This is a genomic window from Streptomyces sp. TLI_185 (assembly GCF_003814765.1).
In the GTDB taxonomy this organism is placed as follows: domain Bacteria; phylum Actinomycetota; class Actinomycetes; order Streptomycetales; family Streptomycetaceae; genus Streptomyces.
In genome coordinates this window covers 8,537,017-8,554,447 of the sequence record NZ_RKRB01000001.1, presented here as the reverse complement: position 1 = coordinate 8,554,447, position 17,431 = coordinate 8,537,017, and the positions used below count along the sequence as shown (strand labels likewise).

General features: G+C 70.5%; 11 protein-coding genes. 8 read left to right on the top strand and 3 right to left on the bottom strand.

Annotated features, from left to right (window positions below; all coding sequences use genetic code 11):
- Nucleotide 1: 1 nt before the first annotated feature.
- The 3 genes from EDD92_RS39290 to EDD92_RS39280 all read right to left on the bottom strand — a co-directional run bounded on the left by EDD92_RS39290 (nucleotide 2) and on the right by EDD92_RS39280 (nucleotide 5,261).
- Nucleotides 2–3,046, bottom strand: a complete 3,045-nt coding sequence (locus EDD92_RS39290) for a glycoside hydrolase family 38 C-terminal domain-containing protein (protein WP_123968694.1) — start codon at nucleotides 3,044–3,046, stop codon at nucleotides 2–4.
- Between the two features lie 116 nt (nucleotides 3,047–3,162).
- Nucleotides 3,163–4,500, bottom strand: coding sequence for a 6-phospho-beta-glucosidase (locus tag EDD92_RS39285; RefSeq protein WP_123968693.1), 1,338 nt, complete (start codon nucleotides 4,498–4,500; stop codon nucleotides 3,163–3,165).
- Complete coding sequence (locus EDD92_RS39280) at nucleotides 4,497–5,261, bottom strand: DeoR/GlpR family DNA-binding transcription regulator (RefSeq protein WP_123970751.1); 765 nt, start codon at nucleotides 5,259–5,261, stop codon at nucleotides 4,497–4,499. Before EDD92_RS39280 ends, EDD92_RS39285 begins: the two co-directional genes overlap by 4 nt.
- 129 nt (nucleotides 5,262–5,390) lie before the next feature.
- Between EDD92_RS39280 and EDD92_RS39275 the strand changes: the two genes are divergently transcribed.
- From EDD92_RS39275 to EDD92_RS39240, 8 genes are all read left to right on the top strand, one after another.
- Nucleotides 5,391–6,440 (top strand): carbohydrate kinase family protein, encoded by a 1,050-nt coding sequence (locus EDD92_RS39275; protein WP_123968692.1) that lies wholly within the window; start codon nucleotides 5,391–5,393, stop codon nucleotides 6,438–6,440.
- Nucleotides 6,441–6,488: 48 nt separating this feature from the next.
- A complete protein-coding gene (locus EDD92_RS39270) occupies nucleotides 6,489–7,766 on the top strand; it encodes an ABC transporter substrate-binding protein (protein WP_123968691.1) in 1,278 nt (425 codons plus the stop codon).
- A gap of 34 nt (nucleotides 7,767–7,800) precedes the next feature.
- Complete coding sequence (locus tag EDD92_RS39265) at nucleotides 7,801–8,775, top strand: carbohydrate ABC transporter permease (protein ID WP_185124481.1); 975 nt, start codon at nucleotides 7,801–7,803, stop codon at nucleotides 8,773–8,775.
- Nucleotides 8,772–9,641, top strand: a complete 870-nt coding sequence (locus EDD92_RS39260) for a carbohydrate ABC transporter permease (RefSeq protein ID WP_123968690.1) — start codon at nucleotides 8,772–8,774, stop codon at nucleotides 9,639–9,641. Before EDD92_RS39265 ends, EDD92_RS39260 begins: the two co-directional genes overlap by 4 nt.
- A gap of 270 nt (nucleotides 9,642–9,911) precedes the next feature.
- Entirely contained in the window at nucleotides 9,912–10,793 is an 882-nt protein-coding gene (locus tag EDD92_RS39255; protein ID WP_123970749.1) for an alkaline phosphatase family protein, read from the top strand.
- Nucleotides 10,790–13,729 (top strand): glycoside hydrolase family 2 TIM barrel-domain containing protein, encoded by a 2,940-nt coding sequence (locus tag EDD92_RS39250; protein WP_123968689.1) that lies wholly within the window; start codon nucleotides 10,790–10,792, stop codon nucleotides 13,727–13,729. The genes EDD92_RS39255 and EDD92_RS39250 overlap by 4 nt, the downstream gene beginning before the upstream one ends.
- A gap of 124 nt (nucleotides 13,730–13,853) precedes the next feature.
- Nucleotides 13,854–15,710: a LamG-like jellyroll fold domain-containing protein gene (locus tag EDD92_RS39245; RefSeq protein ID WP_123968688.1), complete on the top strand. Its 1,857-nt coding sequence runs from the start codon at nucleotides 13,854–13,856 to the stop codon at nucleotides 15,708–15,710.
- A gap of 19 nt (nucleotides 15,711–15,729) precedes the next feature.
- Nucleotides 15,730–17,400, top strand: coding sequence for a PHP domain-containing protein (locus EDD92_RS39240; protein ID WP_123968687.1), 1,671 nt, complete (start codon nucleotides 15,730–15,732; stop codon nucleotides 17,398–17,400).
- Nucleotides 17,401–17,431 lie beyond the last annotated feature (31 nt).

The window sequence follows — 17,431 nt, the reverse complement described above, 5'->3', positions numbered from 1 at the left end:
GTCAGCCCCTCCGCAGCCGGAGGGTCAGGATCTGGAAGGGGCGGAGCGAGACCGGGACCGTGCCGGCTTCGACGTCCGCGTCCTCCAGCGGGCGCTCCAGCAGGTCGGTGACCTGGGCGCCGGCGAGTGGGAAGCCGGTGCGCAGGACGCCGTGGGCGCGGCCGCCGCGGGACTCGTAGAGCCGGACGACCACGTCGCCGGACTCGTCGTCGGCCAGCTTCACGGCCTCGACCGTCACGCCTTCCCCGTCCACCGACACGACCGGCTCCGGCGCGCCCGCGGAATCCGCCACCCGCAGGGGGAGGTTGAGGGCGTAGCCCTCCGCGACCGCGTCCTCGATGCTCGCGCCGGGGAGGAGGGAGTAGACGAAGCGGTGGCGGCCCTGGTCGGCCTCCGGGTCCGGGATGCGCGGGGCGCGGACCAGGCTGAGGCTGACCCGGGTCGTCGTACCGCCGTCCTCGCGGACCGTGCGGGAGACGTCGTGGCCGTAGGTCGAGTCGTTGATGACCGCGACGCCGTAGCCGGGCTCGGCGATGTGCACCCAGCGGTGGCCGGAGACCTCGAAACGGGCCGCCTCCCAGCTGGTGTTGGTGTGTGTGGGCCGCTGGATGTGGCCGAACTGGATCTCCGCGGAGGAGTGCGGGGCGCGGATGTCGACCGGGAAGCCCGCCTTGAGGATCTTCTCGGCCTCGTGCCAGTCGATGTCGGTCTCGAAGTCGATACGGGGGCTGCCGGCGCGCAGGGTGATCGTCTGGGTGAGCTTGGAGCCCTTGCCGAAGCTGCGCTCCACGCGGATCGCGCCGAGCAGCGGGTCCTCCTCGACGACCGCGACCGAGTCGGCATCCAGCAGGTCGGTGTAGCGGTTCCTGTAGTGCTTGTCGATGTCCCAGGCGTCCCAGTAGTTGGGCAGGTCGGTGTGCAGACGGAGCAGGTTGCCCTTGTCGGCGAGGACCTCGCGGCCTCCGGCGCGCAGATCGCGCACCGAGGCCAGCGTGCCGTCCTCGGCGACCTCGACGCGCACCAGGCCGTTGTCGAGCACCCTTCCGGCCACCGTCACCGCCTGCGGCGACTCGGCGGCCGCGAGCGGGGCGCTGCCGCTCGCCGGCACCTCGACGTAAGTCGGTGCGCCCTCGGTCGTACGCACGACCTCGGCCCGGTCGAAGGGGCTGGTGTTGAAGACCCGGGCCGCGCCACCGCCCAGGGCGGCGACCGCCTCGGCCGTCAGCTCCTCCAACTCCTTCGCCACACGCGCGTATTCGGCCTCCGCCTCGCGGTGCACCCAGGCGATCGACGAGCCCGGCAGGATGTCGTGGAACTGGTGCAGCAGCACCGTCTTCCACAGCCGGTCCAGCTTCTCGTACGGATAGGTGTAGCCCGGCGCGTGCAGTGCGGCCGTCGTCGCCCACAACTCGGCCTCGCGGAGCTTGTGTTCGGAGCGGCGGTTGCCCTGCTTGGTGCGGGCCTGGGAGGTGTAGGTGGCGCGGTGCAGCTCCAGGTAGAGCTCGCCGTTCCAGACCGGGGCGTCCGGGTACTCCTCGCGGGCCTTGGCGAAGAAGTCGTCCGGGTGCTCGACGACGACCTTGGGCGAGCCCTCCAGGTCGGCGAGCCTGCGGGCGCGTTCCATGATCTCGCGGGTGGGGCCGCCGCCGCCGTCGCCCCAGCCGAAGGGCGCGAGGGAGCGCGTACCGGCGCCCTTCTCCTGGTAGTTGCGGACCGCGCGGTCCATCTCCTCGCCGCTGAAGCGGGCGTTGTAGGTGTCGACCGGCGGGAAGTGGGTGAAGATGCGGGTGCCGTCGATGCCCTCCCACCAGAAGGTGTGGTGGGGGAACTTGTTGGTCTGGTTCCAGGAGATCTTCTGGGTGAGGAACCACTCGTTGCCGGCGAGCTTGGCGAGCTGCGGGTAGGCGGCGTTGTAGCCGAAGGAGTCCGGCAGCCAGACGCCCTTGGTCTCGATGCCGAAGTGCTCGATGAAGAACCGCTTGCCGTGGACGAGCTGGCGGGCGATGGCCTCGCCGCCGGGCAGGTTGCCGTCGGACTCGACCCACATGCCGCCGACCGGCGCCCACTGGCCCTTCTTCACGGACTCCTGGATGCGCGCCCAGACCTTGGGGTAGTTGTCGCGCACCCACTCGTACTGCTGGGCCTGGGAGCAGGCGAAGATGAAGTCGTCGTACTCGTCGGCGAGCGAGGTGACGTTGGAGAAGGTGCGGGACGTCTTGCGCTTGGTCTCGCGGATGGGCCACAGCCAGGCCGAGTCGATGTGCGCGTGGCCGACGCCGGAGACGGTGTGGGCGCTGGCGTGCGCGGGCTTGGCGAGGACCGGCGCGAGCACCTCGCGGACGGCGGCGGCGCTGCCGGAGACGTCGTCCAGGTCGAGGGCGTCCATGGCCCGGTCCAGGGCGTGCAGGATCTCGTGCCGGCGCGGCTCGTGCTCGCCGAGGTGGACCATGAGCTCGCGCAGTACCTGGAGGTCCAGGTCGAGGTGGAACACCTCCTCGTCCAGGACGGCGAGGTCGGCTCGCTGGAAGGTGTACAGCGGCTTGTTGCCGGCCGTCAGGATGTCGCCCATGGGGGTGGGCTCGGAGAAGTTGTTCGCCAGGATGTCCGGGTTCGAGGCCGCCTCGACCAGGTAGTGGATCTCCTCACCGCCCGTCGCCGGGTTGGCGATCGCCACGTACTGGTTGAGCGGGTTGACCGCCTTCAGCGGCGTCCCGTCGGTGAGGTGGACCAGCGCCTCGGCCTGGTTGCCCGGCCAGTCGCCGACGAAGCCGAGATCGATGACCGCCTCGACGCGCCGGCCGGCCCACTCGGCGGGCACCTGCCCGCGCATCCGGAACCAGGTCGTGCCCCAGGGCGGCCCCCACGGGGTGTCCATCGCGAAGGGCTCGTACGAGGCAGCCGCGGCCTCCTCGAACGGGACAGGCTCGCCCGGCGCCTGCCAGGCCTCGACCGTCAGGGGGACGGTGGCCGCGTAGATCGCGGTCTTGATGCGCTGGTTGTGGAGGCGCTCGGCGCGCTCCTCGATCCGGCGGCGTTCGTCGTGCATGGGAAGTCTCCAGAAAACCAGGGAGCCGAGAGGGAGGGAGTGAGCGGGCGGGCAGCGGGTCGGGCGGACAGGCGGTCCGAGGACGGGCAGGGAGAAAGCGCTTTCCGGTGGCGCACCTACCTAAGGTACGCCAGCCCGGGGTGCACGTCGGTGTAGCCCTCGACCAGCCGTCGGGCCACGTTCACGGAGTCGACCAGAGGGTGCAGTGCGAACGCCTTCACCGCCGTCGTACGGGAACCGGACTCGGCCGCGGCCAGCACCTCCCGCTCGACCGCCTTCACCGCGCAGACCAGGCCGGTGGCGTGCTCGGGCAGCGGGGCGACGGCGACCGGGTGCGCGCCGTTGGCGTCGACCAGGCAGGGGACCTCGATGACGGCTTCGGCGTCGAGCACCGACAGGGTGCTGCGGTTGCGGACGTTGAGGATCAGGGTGGTGCGTTCGTCGCGGGCGATGGCCCGCATCAGGGCGAGGGCGACCTTCTCGTAGCCGCCGGAGAGGTCGTCGGCGTCGCGTTCGCCGGCGCCGGCACTCTCCCGGTTCTCGGCCATGTACGTCGCCTCGCGCTCGGCGCGGGTGCGGTCCCAGGCGGCGAGGGCGTGTGCGCCGGGGTTGCGCATTTCCTCGTAGAAGTGGGCCTGCTGGTCGCGCAGGAAGGCGCCGCGGGTCTTCTCGGCCTGCTGGTAGGCGCGGACGGCCTCGCGGTTGAAGTAGTAGTAGTGCAGGTATTCGTTGGGGATCGCGCCCAGGGACTGCAGCCAGTCGACGCCGAAGAGCTTGCCCTCCTCGAAGGAGCCGAGCAGGTCCGGGTCGGCGAGCAGACGCGGGAGCTCGTCGCGGCCGGCGATGTGCAGTCCGCGCACCCAGCCGAGGTGGTTGAGGCCGACGTAGTCGATCCAGGCTTCCTTCGGGTTCCCGCCGAGCACGCGGGCGATACGGCGCCCGAGGCCGACCGGCGAGTCGCAGATGCCGATGACGCGGTCGCCGAGGTGGCGGGACATGGCCTCGGTGACCAGGCCGGCCGGGTTGGTGAAGTTGATGACCCAGGCGTCCGGGGCCAGGCGCGCGACCCGCTGGGCGATGTCGACGGCGACCGGGACCGTGCGCAGGCCGTAGGCGATGCCGCCCGCGCCGACGGTCTCCTGGCCGAGGACGCCCTCTGCGAGGGCGACGCGCTCGTCGTTCGCCCTGCCCTCCAGGCCGCCGACGCGGATCGCGGAGAACACGAAGTCGGCGCCGCGCAGGGCCTCGTCCAGGTCGGTCGTGGCGGTCACCTGGGGGGCGTCCGCGACCTGCGCGGCCTGCTCGGCGAGGACGCGGGTCACCGCGGACAGCCTGCCCGCGTCCAGGTCGTGCAGGACGACCTCGGTGACCCTGCCCTCGCCGCGGTCGCCCAGCAGGGCCCCGTACACGAGCGGCACGCGGAACCCGCCGCCGCCCAGAATCGTCAGCTTCACCCTTGCACCTTTCCTGCCACGACCACCTCGACGCCCGCCTCCTCCAGGGAGGAGCGGGTCGCCGGGTCGACCGGGGCGTTCGTCACCACCACGTCAAGGTCCTGGGGACCGCAGACCTTCGCCATACCCGTGCCCGGGAACTTCGCCTGGTCGGCGAGGAGGACGACCTTGTCGCTCGCTCTGATCATGGCGCGCTTGACCGGCACCTCGACCACCGTCGTGTCCATCACCTGCCCGCCCGGACGCACTCCACTGGTGCCGAGGAAGAGCCAGTCGGCATGCAGCTGGCGCAGGTTGTCCTCGGTGAGGAAGCCGACCAGGGAGCGGTACTCGCGGCGGACCATGCCACCGAGCAGCACCAGCTCGATGCCCTCGTCGTCGGCGAGCTCCTCGTAGACCACCAGGTTGCTGGTGATCACGGTGAGGCGGCGGCCGTGCAGCTGGCGGGCGAGCCGGAAGGCGGTGGTGCCGATGTCGAGCAGCACCGACTGGCCGTCGGCGACCATCGCCGCGGCATGCGCGGCTATGGCGTCCTTCTCGGACACCCGCACCTCGGCGACCTCGGCGAAGGGCTGGTCGCCCTCGTCCACCACGGCGCCGCCGTGCACACGGGTGAGCAGACCGTCCTCCTCGAGCTTGACCAGGTCGCGCCTGATCGTGGCGGGGCTCACACCCAGCTGCTCGGAGAGGTCGGTCACAGCCGCGGGCCCGCCGGAGCGCAGGGCCCGCAGGATGAGTTGGTGTCGTCGTTCTGCCAGCACGGCGTGAACACTACTCGTCATCTTCAATCAAATCCATGCTCAGTTCTGCTCGGGTATTGACCAATCTCGTGGATCAGCGCACGATTCCGGTCATCGAAAATGACGAGTTTTGACGAGAGGCTGTTTCGCGTGGACGACGACAGGCCCGACGTGCTCCTGACCGGGCTGCTCTTCTACGACCTCGTCCTCACCGGGCTCGGGAAGCCGCCGACGCCGGGCGAGGAGATCTGGACGGGCGGGATGGGCTGCGGCCCCGGGGGCATCGCGAACCTCGCGGTGGCCGCGTCCCGGTTCGGTCTGCGCACCTCGCTGGCCACGGTCTTCGGCGACGACTTCTACGGCGAGTACTGCCGGGACGTCCTGTGCGACCAGGAGGACATCGACCTCTCGCTCTCCCGCACCGCGGACGCCTGGCCCACCCCCGTCACCGTCTCGCTCGCCACCGGTCACGACCGGGCCCTCGTCACCCACGGCCAGGAACCCCCGTACTCGCAGGACACGCTGATGGGCGACCCGCCCGAGGCGCGCACCGCCCTCGTGCACCTGGAGGCCGAGCCCCGCGAGTGGCTCGCCAAGGCCGCCGCGAACGGCACCCGGATCTACGCGGACGTCGGCTGGGACCCGACCCAGGAGTGGTCCACCGACCTCCTCGACCAGTTGAAGCTGTGCCACGCCTTCCTCCCCAACGAGGCCGAGGCGATGGCCTACACCCGCACCGACACCGCGGTCGCCGCGCTCGGCACGCTCTCCGAGCTGGTGCCGGTGGCCGTGGTCACGCGGGGCGGCGACGGCGCCGTGGCCGCCGACCAGATCACCGGCGAGTACGCCGAGGTCCCGGCCCTCGACGTCGACGTCCTGGACGCCACGGGCGCCGGGGACGTCTTCGGCGCGAGCTTCGTCGCGGCCTCGCTGGGCGGCTGGCCCCTGGAGGAACGGCTGCGGTTCGCCGTCCTCGCGGCCGGCCTGTCCGTCCGGCACCACGGCGGGGCGCTCGCCGCTCCCGGCTGGTATGGCGTCGACCGCTGGTGGCGGTCGCTGAAGGACCCCGAACTGCGGCGCGCCTACGGCTTCCTGGCCGACCGGATCCCGGCCGACCCCGGACCGCCGGTGCAGCACGCCCCCGTCACCCCGCCCGCCCACACGCCCGTCGGCCCACACGCCTCCGAACGGCGGCAGTGATCCCTCGAACCCCCTCTCCACGTCGAACAGGAACAACAGGAGTGACCCGTGGACCTTTCTCGTAGAGGCTTCCTCCAGGCCGCCGCGCTCACCGCGGCCGCTTCCGGCCTGACCGTCGCATGCGGCGGCAGCTCGGGCTCGGGCGGCACCAAGAACGGCAAGGACCTCACCTTGTGGTACTGGGGCGGCGCGCTCAGCGACAAGGTGGTCGCGGAGGCGAAGACCCACTTCAGCAGCACGGTCAAGCTGACCTCCGCCTCCATCGGCGGCGACTTCAAGCAGAAGCTCACCACCACCATCGCGGCGGGCACCTCCGTGCCCGACATCACCGGCATCAAGGGCGAGGACATCGCGTCCTTCCTGCCCAACGCCTCCCGCTTCCTCGACCTGAACGACCTGGGCTTCAAGAAGCTCTCGTCCCAGTACCTGGACTGGAAGACCAAGCTCGCCCAGACCGAGGACGGCAAGCAGATCGGCTTCCCGATCGACATCGGCCCCACCGCGCTCTTCTACCGCGAGGACTTCTTCGCCAAGGCGGGGGTGCCCACCGACCCCGACAAGGTCGCCGCCCTGGTCAAGACCTGGGAGGACTACTTCACGCTCGGCACCGAGCTGCAGAAGAAGAACCCCGGCACCTACCTGGTCAACAACATCGGCTCCATGTTCGACATGACCGTCGGCCAGGGCACCCAGCGGTTCATCGACAAGAACAACCACTTCATCGGCGACCAGGACCACATCCGCGCCGCATGGACCACATCGGTGCGTCCCTACACCCTCGGCCTCGACGCCAAGATCAACGACAACACCTGGAACGCCGCCGTCGGCAAAACCCTCCTCACCGAGCTCGGCGCGGCCTGGCACGCGCTGGACATCGAGCAGGCCGCACCGGGCACCAAGGGCAAGTGGCGGGTGTGCCCGATGCCCGTCGGACCGGCCAACCAGGGCGGCTCCTACCTGGCGCTGCCCAAGCAGTGCCGCAACCCCGAAGAAGCATTCAAGATCATCAGCTGGATCCTCAGCCCCGCCAACGACGCCCGCGGCTTCACCGACGCCGCCATCTTCCCCGCCGCGCCGGCCGCCTACACCATGCCGGCCATGACGGGCCCCGACGCCTTCTTCGGCGGACAGAAGATCATCGAGATCTTCGGGCCGGCCGCCAAGGCCGTGCCGCTCGCGTACGAGGCCCCGGCCGACGCCGCGGTCATGGCCCCCTACAAGATTGAACTGACCAACATCGAGGCCAAGGGCAAGAAGCCCGACGACGCCTGGAAGGACGCCGTCAGCCAGGCCAAGCAGATCGCCCGCCGGCAGGGGGTGAGCTGAGGTGACGTCCCCACCGGTCACCGGTTCCGCCGAGGTGCCGCAGCGCCTCGGCGGGCCGGGCCCGGCCCGGTTCCGCCCGCGGCGCACCCCGCCCGCGGGCTCCGCTCGGCCCAGGCGGCGCGGGCCGCTGTCGTACTGGCGGCAGTACCTGGCGATCTCGCCGTTCTACCTGATCTTCGCCGCGTTCTCCTTCTTCCCCGTCTTCTACTCGCTGTACCTGGCCTTCCAGCGCTGGGACGGCATGGGCACCATGCAGTTCGTGGGCCTGCAGCAGTTCAGGTTCCTGTGGGACGACCCGGTCTTCTGGCTGTCGATACGCAACACCCTGGTGATCTGGGTGCTGTCCACCGTGCCCACCCTCTTCGGCGCCCTGATGCTGGCGACGCTGCTGCACTCGGTACGCCGCTTCAAGGGCTTCTACCGCATCGCGCTGTACGTCCCGAACGTCACCTCGATCGTCGCGGTGGCGATCTTCTTCGGCGCGGTCTTCAGCAACAACTTCGGTCTGGTCAACGCGATCCTGGGCATGGTCGGGATCTCGCCGGTTCCGTGGCTGAGCAACCCGTGGCTGATCAAACTGGTCATCGCGCTGCTGATGACCTGGCAGTGGACCGGCTACAACATGATCATCTATCTCGCCGGTCTGCAGGCGATCCCGAACTCGATCTACGAGGCGGCGAAGATGGACGGTGCGGGACCCGTCCGCACGTTCTTCCAGATCACGATCCCGATCATGCGGCCGATCATCCTGTTCACGGTCATCATCTCGACCATCAACGGTCTGCAGAGCTTCAGCGAACCCCAGGTCCTGTTCGGCAGCAACGCCGCCAACGCGAACCTCGGCGGACCGGGCCAGGCCGGTCTGACCACGTTGCTGTACTTCTACCAGTCGGCCTTCCTCAACAACGACTACGGCTACGGCGCGGCCATCGTGTGGGCCTTCTTCGTACTGATCATCATCCTCGTCGCCGTCAACTGGCGCATCACCACACGAGGGAGGAAGGCATGACGGCAGTGGACACCGCGCGGCCGGTCACGGGCGGCAGGAGGCTGCGCCGCCCCAGGGGCCTGACGGCGCACATCATCCTCGTCGTGGCCGTCCTGATCTCGGTCTTCCCCTTCGCGTGGACGATCGTCATGGCGACGAACACCACCCAGGACATCTACAAGAGCCCGCCGAAGTTCACCTTCGGCTCCCATCTGCTGGAGAACATCCGGCATGTGCTGAACACCATCGACTTCTTCGGGTCGATGCTCAACACGGTGATGGTCGCGACCGTCACCACCGTCCTGGTGCTGTTCGTCGACTCCCTGGCGGCCTTCACCTTCGCCAAGTTCGACTTCCCCGGACGCAAGCTGCTCTTCGGCACGCTGCTGCTGTTCATGATGCTGCCGCTGCAGCTGGCGATCCTGCCGCAGTTCATCCTGATGTCGAAGATCGGCTGGGTCGGCATGCTCAAGGCGCTGGCCCTGCCCTCCCTCGCCAACGCCTTCGGCATCTTCTGGCTGCACCAGTACATCCAGAACGGCGTTCCCGACGAACTCCTCGACGCCGCGCGCATCGACGGCGCCGGGTTCTTCCGGCAGTACTGGAACATCGCCCTGCCGATGATCAGGCCCGCGCTGTCGTTCCTCGCCATCTACGCCTTCGTCAACTGCTGGAACGACTACATCTGGCCGCTGGTCGTGCTGACCAACCCCGGCCATGTGACGCTCCAGGTGGAGCTCGCCCAGCTCAACGTCGGCCACACCACCGACTACAGCATGGTCATGGCCGGTGTGCTGATGGCGGCGCTTCCGCTGGTCATCGTGTTCAGCATCTTCGCCCGCGGGTTCATCGCGGGGGCCACGGAGGGGGCGGTGCAGGGCAGTTGACGCTCGGGAGGGCCGCGCCCGACAGGGGCGGGGGTCCCGCCGCGCCAGCGGCTGATGTCACAGTCGACATGCGGCTCCGTCGCGATGGGGGTCCCCCCGCTCGAGCGAAGCCGAGAGTGGGGGAGCGACGAGCCGCAACGGGCCCGCGGCCAAGAACCGGCAGTGCGCCCCGAACTCTGGGTACGGGGCCGATTCAGCAAGCACGTGCGACGAGAGAGGTGGACAGTGAGGGACGCCGAAGGTCGGCACGGCAAGGTACTCGTCGTGGGGATGGACGGCCTGCGCTACGACCGCCTGACCCGCTCGCCGTCCAACGCGCCCGTGCTGCACCGCCTGATGGCCGCGGGCGCCGTCGGCACCAGCCTGCTCCCCTACGGCGAGGCGGACGGCCACGCCGACAACGGCCCGTCGACCAGCATGGCCTACACCGACTCCGGGCCCGGCTGGTCGAGCATCCTGACCGGGGTGTGGCCCGACCGTCACGGTGTGAGGGGCAACGACTTCGTCGGCGCCGACTACGCCCGTTACCCCGACTTCCTGACCCGCGCCGCCGCGGTCCGCCCCGGTCTGCGCACCGCGGCCGCGGTGTCCTGGCCGCAACTGGTACGCCGCGGCGTCCTCGGCGCCGCCATCGACCGGCGCCGGCGCTACAACGGCGAGTTCCGCGGCTACCGGACCGCGGACCGCCGCGTCGCCCGCACCGCCCTGCACTGGCTCACCAAGCACGACCCGGACGTCGTGTTCGTCTACTTCGGCGCCACCGACGAGGCCGGCCACGACACCGGCCCCCTCTCCCCCGCCTACGACCGTGCCCTCCTCGCCCAGGACGCCCACCTGGGGCGGCTGCTGGAGGCGATCGACGCCCGGCGCAGCGACCCGCGCCGCGCCGGCGAACGCTGGACCGTGCTGGTCACGACGGACCACGGCCACCTGGACAACGGCGGCCACGGCGGCGACACACCCGCAGAACGGGAGGTCTTCGTCATCCTCGCCGAGCCCGGCAGGCCCGACGGCTCCCTCCTCGACTCCCCCCGCCTCATCGACATCGCCCCCACCGTCCTGGACCGGCTCGGCATCCCCGTCGACCCCGCCTGGGGCCTGCAGGGCCGCGTCCTCCCCCGGCCCACCGCACCGACATCGGACAGGTCATGACCGACGCACTCCCCGCCGATCCCCTGATCGCCCTCCGCCCCTGGCAGGCACCCGAGGTGACCTCCTGGGGCCGCCTCCCCATGAACGCCGTCGACCGGCGCTCCGGAGCCCTCTCCCTGGACGGCGACTGGCGTTTCCAGTTGCTTCCCGCTCCGGACGCGCCGGTCGGCGGTGACTGGTCCTCGTCGTACGTCCCCGGCGTCTGGACCATGCAGTCCTCCGGCGCCGGCGACCTGCCGCAGTACACCAACGTCCGCATGCCGTTTGCCGACTTCCCGCCCGGCTCACCGGACGCCAATCCGACCGGCGTCTACGAGCGCGAGGTGGACGTCCCCGCGGACTGGGCCGGACGCCGGATCGTGCTCCAGGTCGGGGCCGCCGAGAGCGTGCTGCTGGTGCATGTCGACGGGCGGCCCGTGGGGATCTCCAAGGACTCCCATCTGGCCGCCGAGTTCGACCTCACGGACGTGGTGCGGGCCGGAGCGCAGTCGGCCGTACGGCTCACCGTCGTGAAGTGGTCGGACGCCTCGCACATCGAGGACCAGGACCAGTGGTGGCACGGCGGCATCACACGCTCGGTGCTGCTGTACGCGACCGATCCCCTGCACCTGGCCGACGTGACCGTGCGGGCGTCGTACGACGGCGAGCTGCGCGTCGACTGCCGGGTGCGGGATGCGCGCGGTGCGCTGCCCGACGGGTGGTACGTCAGCGGCGAGCTGGAGGGTCGACTCCTCGGCCAGGAGCGGGAGTTCGACCGCGCCAACGCCGAGGACGAGCGTGTCTCCGACTTCCTCGGCGAGGCCCGCATCCACACCACCGTCCCCGAGGTGCGCACCTGGAACGCCGAGACACCCGAGCTGTACGAGCTCACCGTCCGCCTGCACCGCGCCGACGGAACGGTCGCCGACACCTCGCGGCACCGCATCGGCTTCCGCGACGTCGAGATCGTCGGACGGGACCTGCTCGTCAACGGCGAGCGGGTGTTCATTCGGGGCGTCAACCGGCACGACTTCCATCCGCTCACCGGCCGCACGGTGTCGTACGACGACATGCGCGCGGACCTCGTCCTGCTGAAGCGGTTCGGTTTCAACGCGGTCCGCACCTCCCACTACCCGAACGATCCGACGCTCTACGACCTCGCCGACGAGCTCGGCTTCTACGTCGTCGACGAGGCGGACATCGAGTCCCACGACCACGCCCACGAGATCGCCGACGACCCGCGCTATCTGGGCGCCTTCGTGGACCGGGTCTCACGGATGGTGCTGCGGGACAAGAACCACCCGTCGGTCATCATCTGGTCGCTGGGCAACGAGTCCGACTACGGCGCGAACCACGACGCGGCCGCCGGGTGGGTACGGCGGCACGACCCGACGCGGCCGATCCAGTACGAGGGAGCCGCGAAGCGGGACTGGGCGGCGACGGACGACGCGTCCGACATCGCCTGCCCGATGTACGCGCCGTTGGAGGACTGCGTCGCCCACGCGCTGTCGGGCCGGCAGACCCGGCCCCTCATCCAGTGCGAGTACTCCCATGCGATGGGCAACAGCAACGGCACCCTGGCGGACCATTGGGCGGCCATCGAGTCAACGCCAGGTCTTCAGGGCGGGTTCATCTGGGAGTTCTCGGACCACGGCATTCTCCAGCATGTGAACGACGGCAGAGCGGTCGGGCGTGGGGGCGCCGGACTCTATGACAACGGTGTCGCCGCGCCCGGCCACCGCTGGGCGTACGGCGGCGACTTCGGCGAGACGATCCATGACGGAGCGTTCATCGCCGACGGAGTCGTCTTCCCGGACCGCACCCCGAAACCGGTGCTGTACGAGCACCGGGAGATCGCGGCGCCGGTGCGCATCGAGTGCTTCAAGCACGAGGGCATCGTGCTCGGCAACCACCAGCACTTCCGGGGCCTGGAGTGGCTGTCCGGCCAGTGGGAACTGTCCCTCGCCGACGGCCGCACGCTGACCGCACCCGCCGAACTGCCCGCCCTGCGGCCCGGCGAGACGGCCGCCGTTCCGCTGCCCTTCGACCTCCCGCGCGACGGCGGCGAGGCCTGGCTGACCCTGCGGGTGACGACCGCGGACGACCAGCCATGGGCGCCGCGCGGCACGGACATCTGCGCGCCGCAGGTCCGGCTGCGCGGGCCGTCCGTGTCCTGGGAGGTCCCCGTGGACGGCGCCGTCGAGGTCGACGACGAGGGCCTCCTGGTCCATCCGCTGCTGACCGCCGCCCCCACGCTCTCCCTGTGGCGCGCGCCCACCGACAACGACGAGCTCGGCGGCATCGCGCTGCGCTGGCGGACCTGGGGGCTCGACTCGATCGTCCGCAAGGTCGTGTCGGTACGGCAGGACGGCGCCCGGGTCACCGTGGACGCCGAGTACGCGGGCACGGTCGGCGTCGTACGGCACCGGCAGGTGTTCACGCCGGTCGAGGGCGGCATCCACATCGTCGAGGAGGCCGATCTGCCCGACGAGTTCCACGACGTGGCGCGGGTCGGCTCGGTCTTCGAGACGGTTCCCGGGCTGGACCTGCTGGAGTGGTTCGGGCAGGGCCCGTGGGAGTCGTATCCCGACCGGAGCGTCGGCGCACCCGTCGGCCACCACTCCGTGCCCGTCGACGCGCTGTTCACCCCCTATCTGCGTCCGCAGGAGAGCGGCGGCCGGCACGGTGTACGGCACTTCACGCTGTCCGCGGCGGACGCGACCGGCTTCGCGGTCGTGCTGGACGAACCGCGCCAGGTCTCCGTCACCCGCCACCGCGTCGAGGACCTGACCGCCGCCTCGCATCACGACGAGCTCGTGCCGCGCTCAGGGTGCGTGGTGCACCTCGACGCGGCGCACCGGGGGCTCGGCACGGCGTCGTGCGGCCCCGACACCTCCGCCTCGTACCTGATCCCGCCGGGTGTCCACCGCTGGAGCTGGACGCTGCGCGTGCTCTGAACCCCCGCCTGAACCTGCCTCACCGCCCCTGCCTGGACCCGCCTCACCTCCCGCTGGACCTGCCTCAAACTCCCGCCTTCCAGTCCTATGTCACATGTGACATGTCACATCTCACGGAGCACACGTGTGCACTTCGCATGACCACAACCAGGGCGAGGCCGCACAGGCCGGTGCCGCACGACGCAGTTTCCTCAGAGCCACCGCCCTCCTCGGCGCCGCCGCCGGCGCCGGCGTCGCGCTGCCGGCCGTCGCGGAGGCGGCTCCGGCGAGCGCAGACAGCTGGCGGCCCGACGCCCGCAGCCGTCGCTTCACGCTCGCCGTCATGCCCGACACCCAGTACCTCTTCGACGGGCCCAGCATCGACAAGGCACCGGTCGAGGCCTCCCTGCGCTATCTGCTGCAGCACGGCAAGGACGAGAACATCGTCTTCCTGTCCCACCTCGGCGACCTCACCCAGAACGGCGCCAAGGAAGAATTCGCCGCGATCAGCGAGGCGTTCGGGCTGCTGGACCGCAAGGGCGTCGGCTACAGCGTCCTGGCCGGCAACCACGACGTGAGGTCCTCGACGGACGACCAGCGCGGCTCGACGCCGTACCTGGACGCCTTCGGGCCGCAGCGCTTCAAGGGGAAGAAGACGTTCGGCGGCGCGTCCGACGACGGCTACAACACCTACCACCTGTTCAGGGCCGCCGGGCGCGAGTGGCTGGTGCTCGCGCTGGACTGGCGGCTGTCGGCGAAGGGGTACGCCTGGGCGAAGGAGGTGCTCGCCGAGCACCCGAAGACGCCGGTCGTCCTCACCACGCACGAACTCGTCGTCGAGGACGACCAGTTGTCGGCGTACGGGCAGCAGCTGTGGGACCAGCTGGTCGAGGAGCACGACCAGATCTTCCTCACCCTGAACGGCCACTACTGGCCCGCGGGCCGCGCGACCCGCAAGAACGCGGCGGGCAACGAGGTGCACCTGCATCTCACGAACTACCAGAACCGCTACTTCGGCGGCGCCGCGATGATCCGTCTCTACCGCTTCGACCTGGACCGGAACGTCATCGACGTGGAGACCGTCTCCCCGTGGATCCTCGGCCGGGCGGGCAAGGGCCTCAACGAGCTGGAGCGGCAGGAGATCGAGCTGAGCGGTGACGCGGACCGCTTCTCGGTGGAGATCGATTTCGAGAAACGTTTCGCCGGATTCGCCCCGGTCCCCGCACGTCCGGCCCGCCCCGCCTCGAAGGTCGTCATCCCCGGCACGGTCGCGTACTGGCGATTCGACAGCCACGAAGACAGGGGCGACGCCACGCCGGTCAGCGGCACCGTCCGCGACCTGTCCGGACGCGGCAACGACCTCAGCCTGGTCACGGTGGGCGGCGGCGCCCTCACCTGGTCGTCCGACCACCACCCCGACCAGCCCGGCCACGGCAGCCTGGAGTTCCAGGGCTTCAAGTCGCCGCTGAAGGGCGCGTACCTGAAGACGGTCGACGGCGCCCCGCTCAACTCGGCGACGTTCAAGGACGGTTACACCATCGAGGCGTTCTACCGTCTGCCCGCCGACTGGGACCCGGACCACCACGCCTGGTCCGGCATCGTCAGCCGCACCGGCACGGGCGGCGCGGCGGGCAAGACGGCCGACGACCCCGACGAACCCCTCGCCACCCTCTCCCTGTCCAACGACCGCGAACCGCAGTGGGCGATGCGCCCGCTCAACCAGCAGGGCATCGCCACCAACTGGGGCCAGGAGACCCCGCTGGAGACGTGGTGGCACCTCGCGGTGGTCAACGACGGCAAGCACACGACCCTCTACGTCGAGGGCTGCCCGGTCGTCCGCAACCCGAAGGCCGCCGCGACCGGCATCACCTCCGTCGGACTGCCGTGGCTGCTCGGCGGCTACGAGTACGCGGGCAAGATCGACCAGATTCTGCACGGCCGCCTCGGCGACGTGCGGATCGTCTCGCGGGCGCTGCCCGTCACCTCCTTCATGAACCACTGACCCGCGACAGGGACTCACGATGACCGAGCAGCAGCTGCCCGCCTGGGCCGACCCGTCCGTCTCCCCCGCCCACCTCGACGCCCAGGGCGTTTCCCGCCGCGGGCTCCTGCGCCGCGCGGGCCTGTTCGGCGCCGCCTTCGCCCTCGGCGGTGCCGCCACCCCGGCGGCCGCAGCCACGGACCGCGGCTTCGGCGGTGCCGATCCGCGCCTCGCGTACCTCGTCGGCGACCACCACGTCCACTCCGTCTACAGCCACGACGCCAAGTACACGTTCTCCCAGCAGGCACAGGCCGCCGCCAAGTACGGCCTGGACTGGATGGTGTTCAACGAGCACTCCAACTTCGGCCACGCCCACTACGGCGCCGCCCTGGAGCACCAGGAGATCCTCAAGGCCCGCGCCGAGAACCCGCGTCAGCTGATCTTCCAGGGCCTGGAGTGGTACATCCCGGCCGCGGAGCACTGCACCGTGTTCGCCGCGCCCGGCCCCCACGAGGTCGACCTGCTCACCCAGTTCGAGCTCGCCTACGACGGCAAGCTCCTCGGCTACACCGACGGCTCCGCGACCGGCACCGACACCGCCCGCAACGAGGCGCACGCCGTCAAGGCCATCAAGTGGCTGGCCGAGCAGCGCAATTCGGGCTACGTCGACGACGTCCTCGTCCTCGCCAACCACCCCCTGCGCCTCGGCATCGACTCCCCGCACGAGATGCGCAACTGGCGTGACGCGGCCCCCGAGATCATGATCGGCATGGAGGGCGCACCCGGCGCCCAGGGCGCGGCCATCCCCGGCTGGCGCGGTGCCACCTCGATCCGCGGCGAGTACGAGAACAAGCCGTCGGCGCAGTCCTGGGCGGGCTACCCGGCGGACGCGTATCTGACGTACGGCGGCTTCGACTGGGCGACGGCGACCGTCGGCGGCCTGTGGGACTCGATGCTGGCCGAGGGCCGGCTGTTCTCGATCACCACCAACTCCGACAACCACCGCACGGTCTTCGACACCTGGAAGAACGGGGACTGGCCGACCGGCCAGAACTTCGACAACACCGGCAGGCTGCCCGACCCGGTCAACACCGACACCCCGCAGCCGGGCAGCGACTTCTGGCCGGGCGAGTTCAGCCGCACCCACGTCGGTGTGACCCGCTACGGCTACCGCGCCGTGATGGCGGGCCTGCGCGCGGGCCGCGTCTGGCTCGACCACGGGCATCTGCTCGACGGCCTCGACGTCCGCCTGAAGCGGGACTGCGACGCGGGCCGGGGCGTCACGCTCGGCGGCCGACTGCGTGTCCGCAAGGGCGAGAAGATCACCCTGTACGTCACCGTCACGACCGCCTCCCGGGCCAACCCGCAGGGCATCCTGCCCGAGTTGGCGCACGTGGACGTCATCCGGGGCGCGGTGCGCGGCCCGGTGACCGACCGGGACGGTTGGAAGGCGCCCGACACCAAGGTCGTACAGACGAAGGACGTGTCCGGCCGGAAGGGGACGTACACCCTGCGCATCCCGCTGACCGCCGGGGACGAGTCCTTCTACGTCCGGCTGCGCGGCAGCGACGGCAACCGCCACGGGGTGGGGTACCTGGGCGCCTCGGTCGACCCGCACGGGCCGATTCCGCACGAGCCCGGCAACGGTGATCCGTGGGCGGACACCTGGTTCTACTCGAACCCCGTTTTCGTCGACGTGGCAGGGGCCTGACCGGCCGTCCACTTGTACCGCCAGGTCACGA

Excerpts from the sequence above, each read along its gene's own strand:
- EDD92_RS39290 (WP_123968694.1), bottom strand. The coding sequence starts at position 3,046 with ATGCACGACGAACGCCGCCGGATCGAGGAGCGCGCCGAGCGCCTCCAC.
- EDD92_RS39260 (WP_123968690.1), top strand. The coding sequence starts at position 8,772 with ATGACGGCAGTGGACACCGCGCGGCCGGTCACGGGCGGCAGGAGGCTG.
- EDD92_RS39255 (WP_123970749.1), top strand. The coding sequence starts at position 9,912 with ATGGACGGCCTGCGCTACGACCGCCTGACCCGCTCGCCGTCCAACGCG.
- EDD92_RS39250 (WP_123968689.1), top strand. The coding sequence starts at position 10,790 with ATGACCGACGCACTCCCCGCCGATCCCCTGATCGCCCTCCGCCCCTGG.
- EDD92_RS39240 (WP_123968687.1), top strand. The coding sequence starts at position 15,730 with ATGACCGAGCAGCAGCTGCCCGCCTGGGCCGACCCGTCCGTCTCCCCC.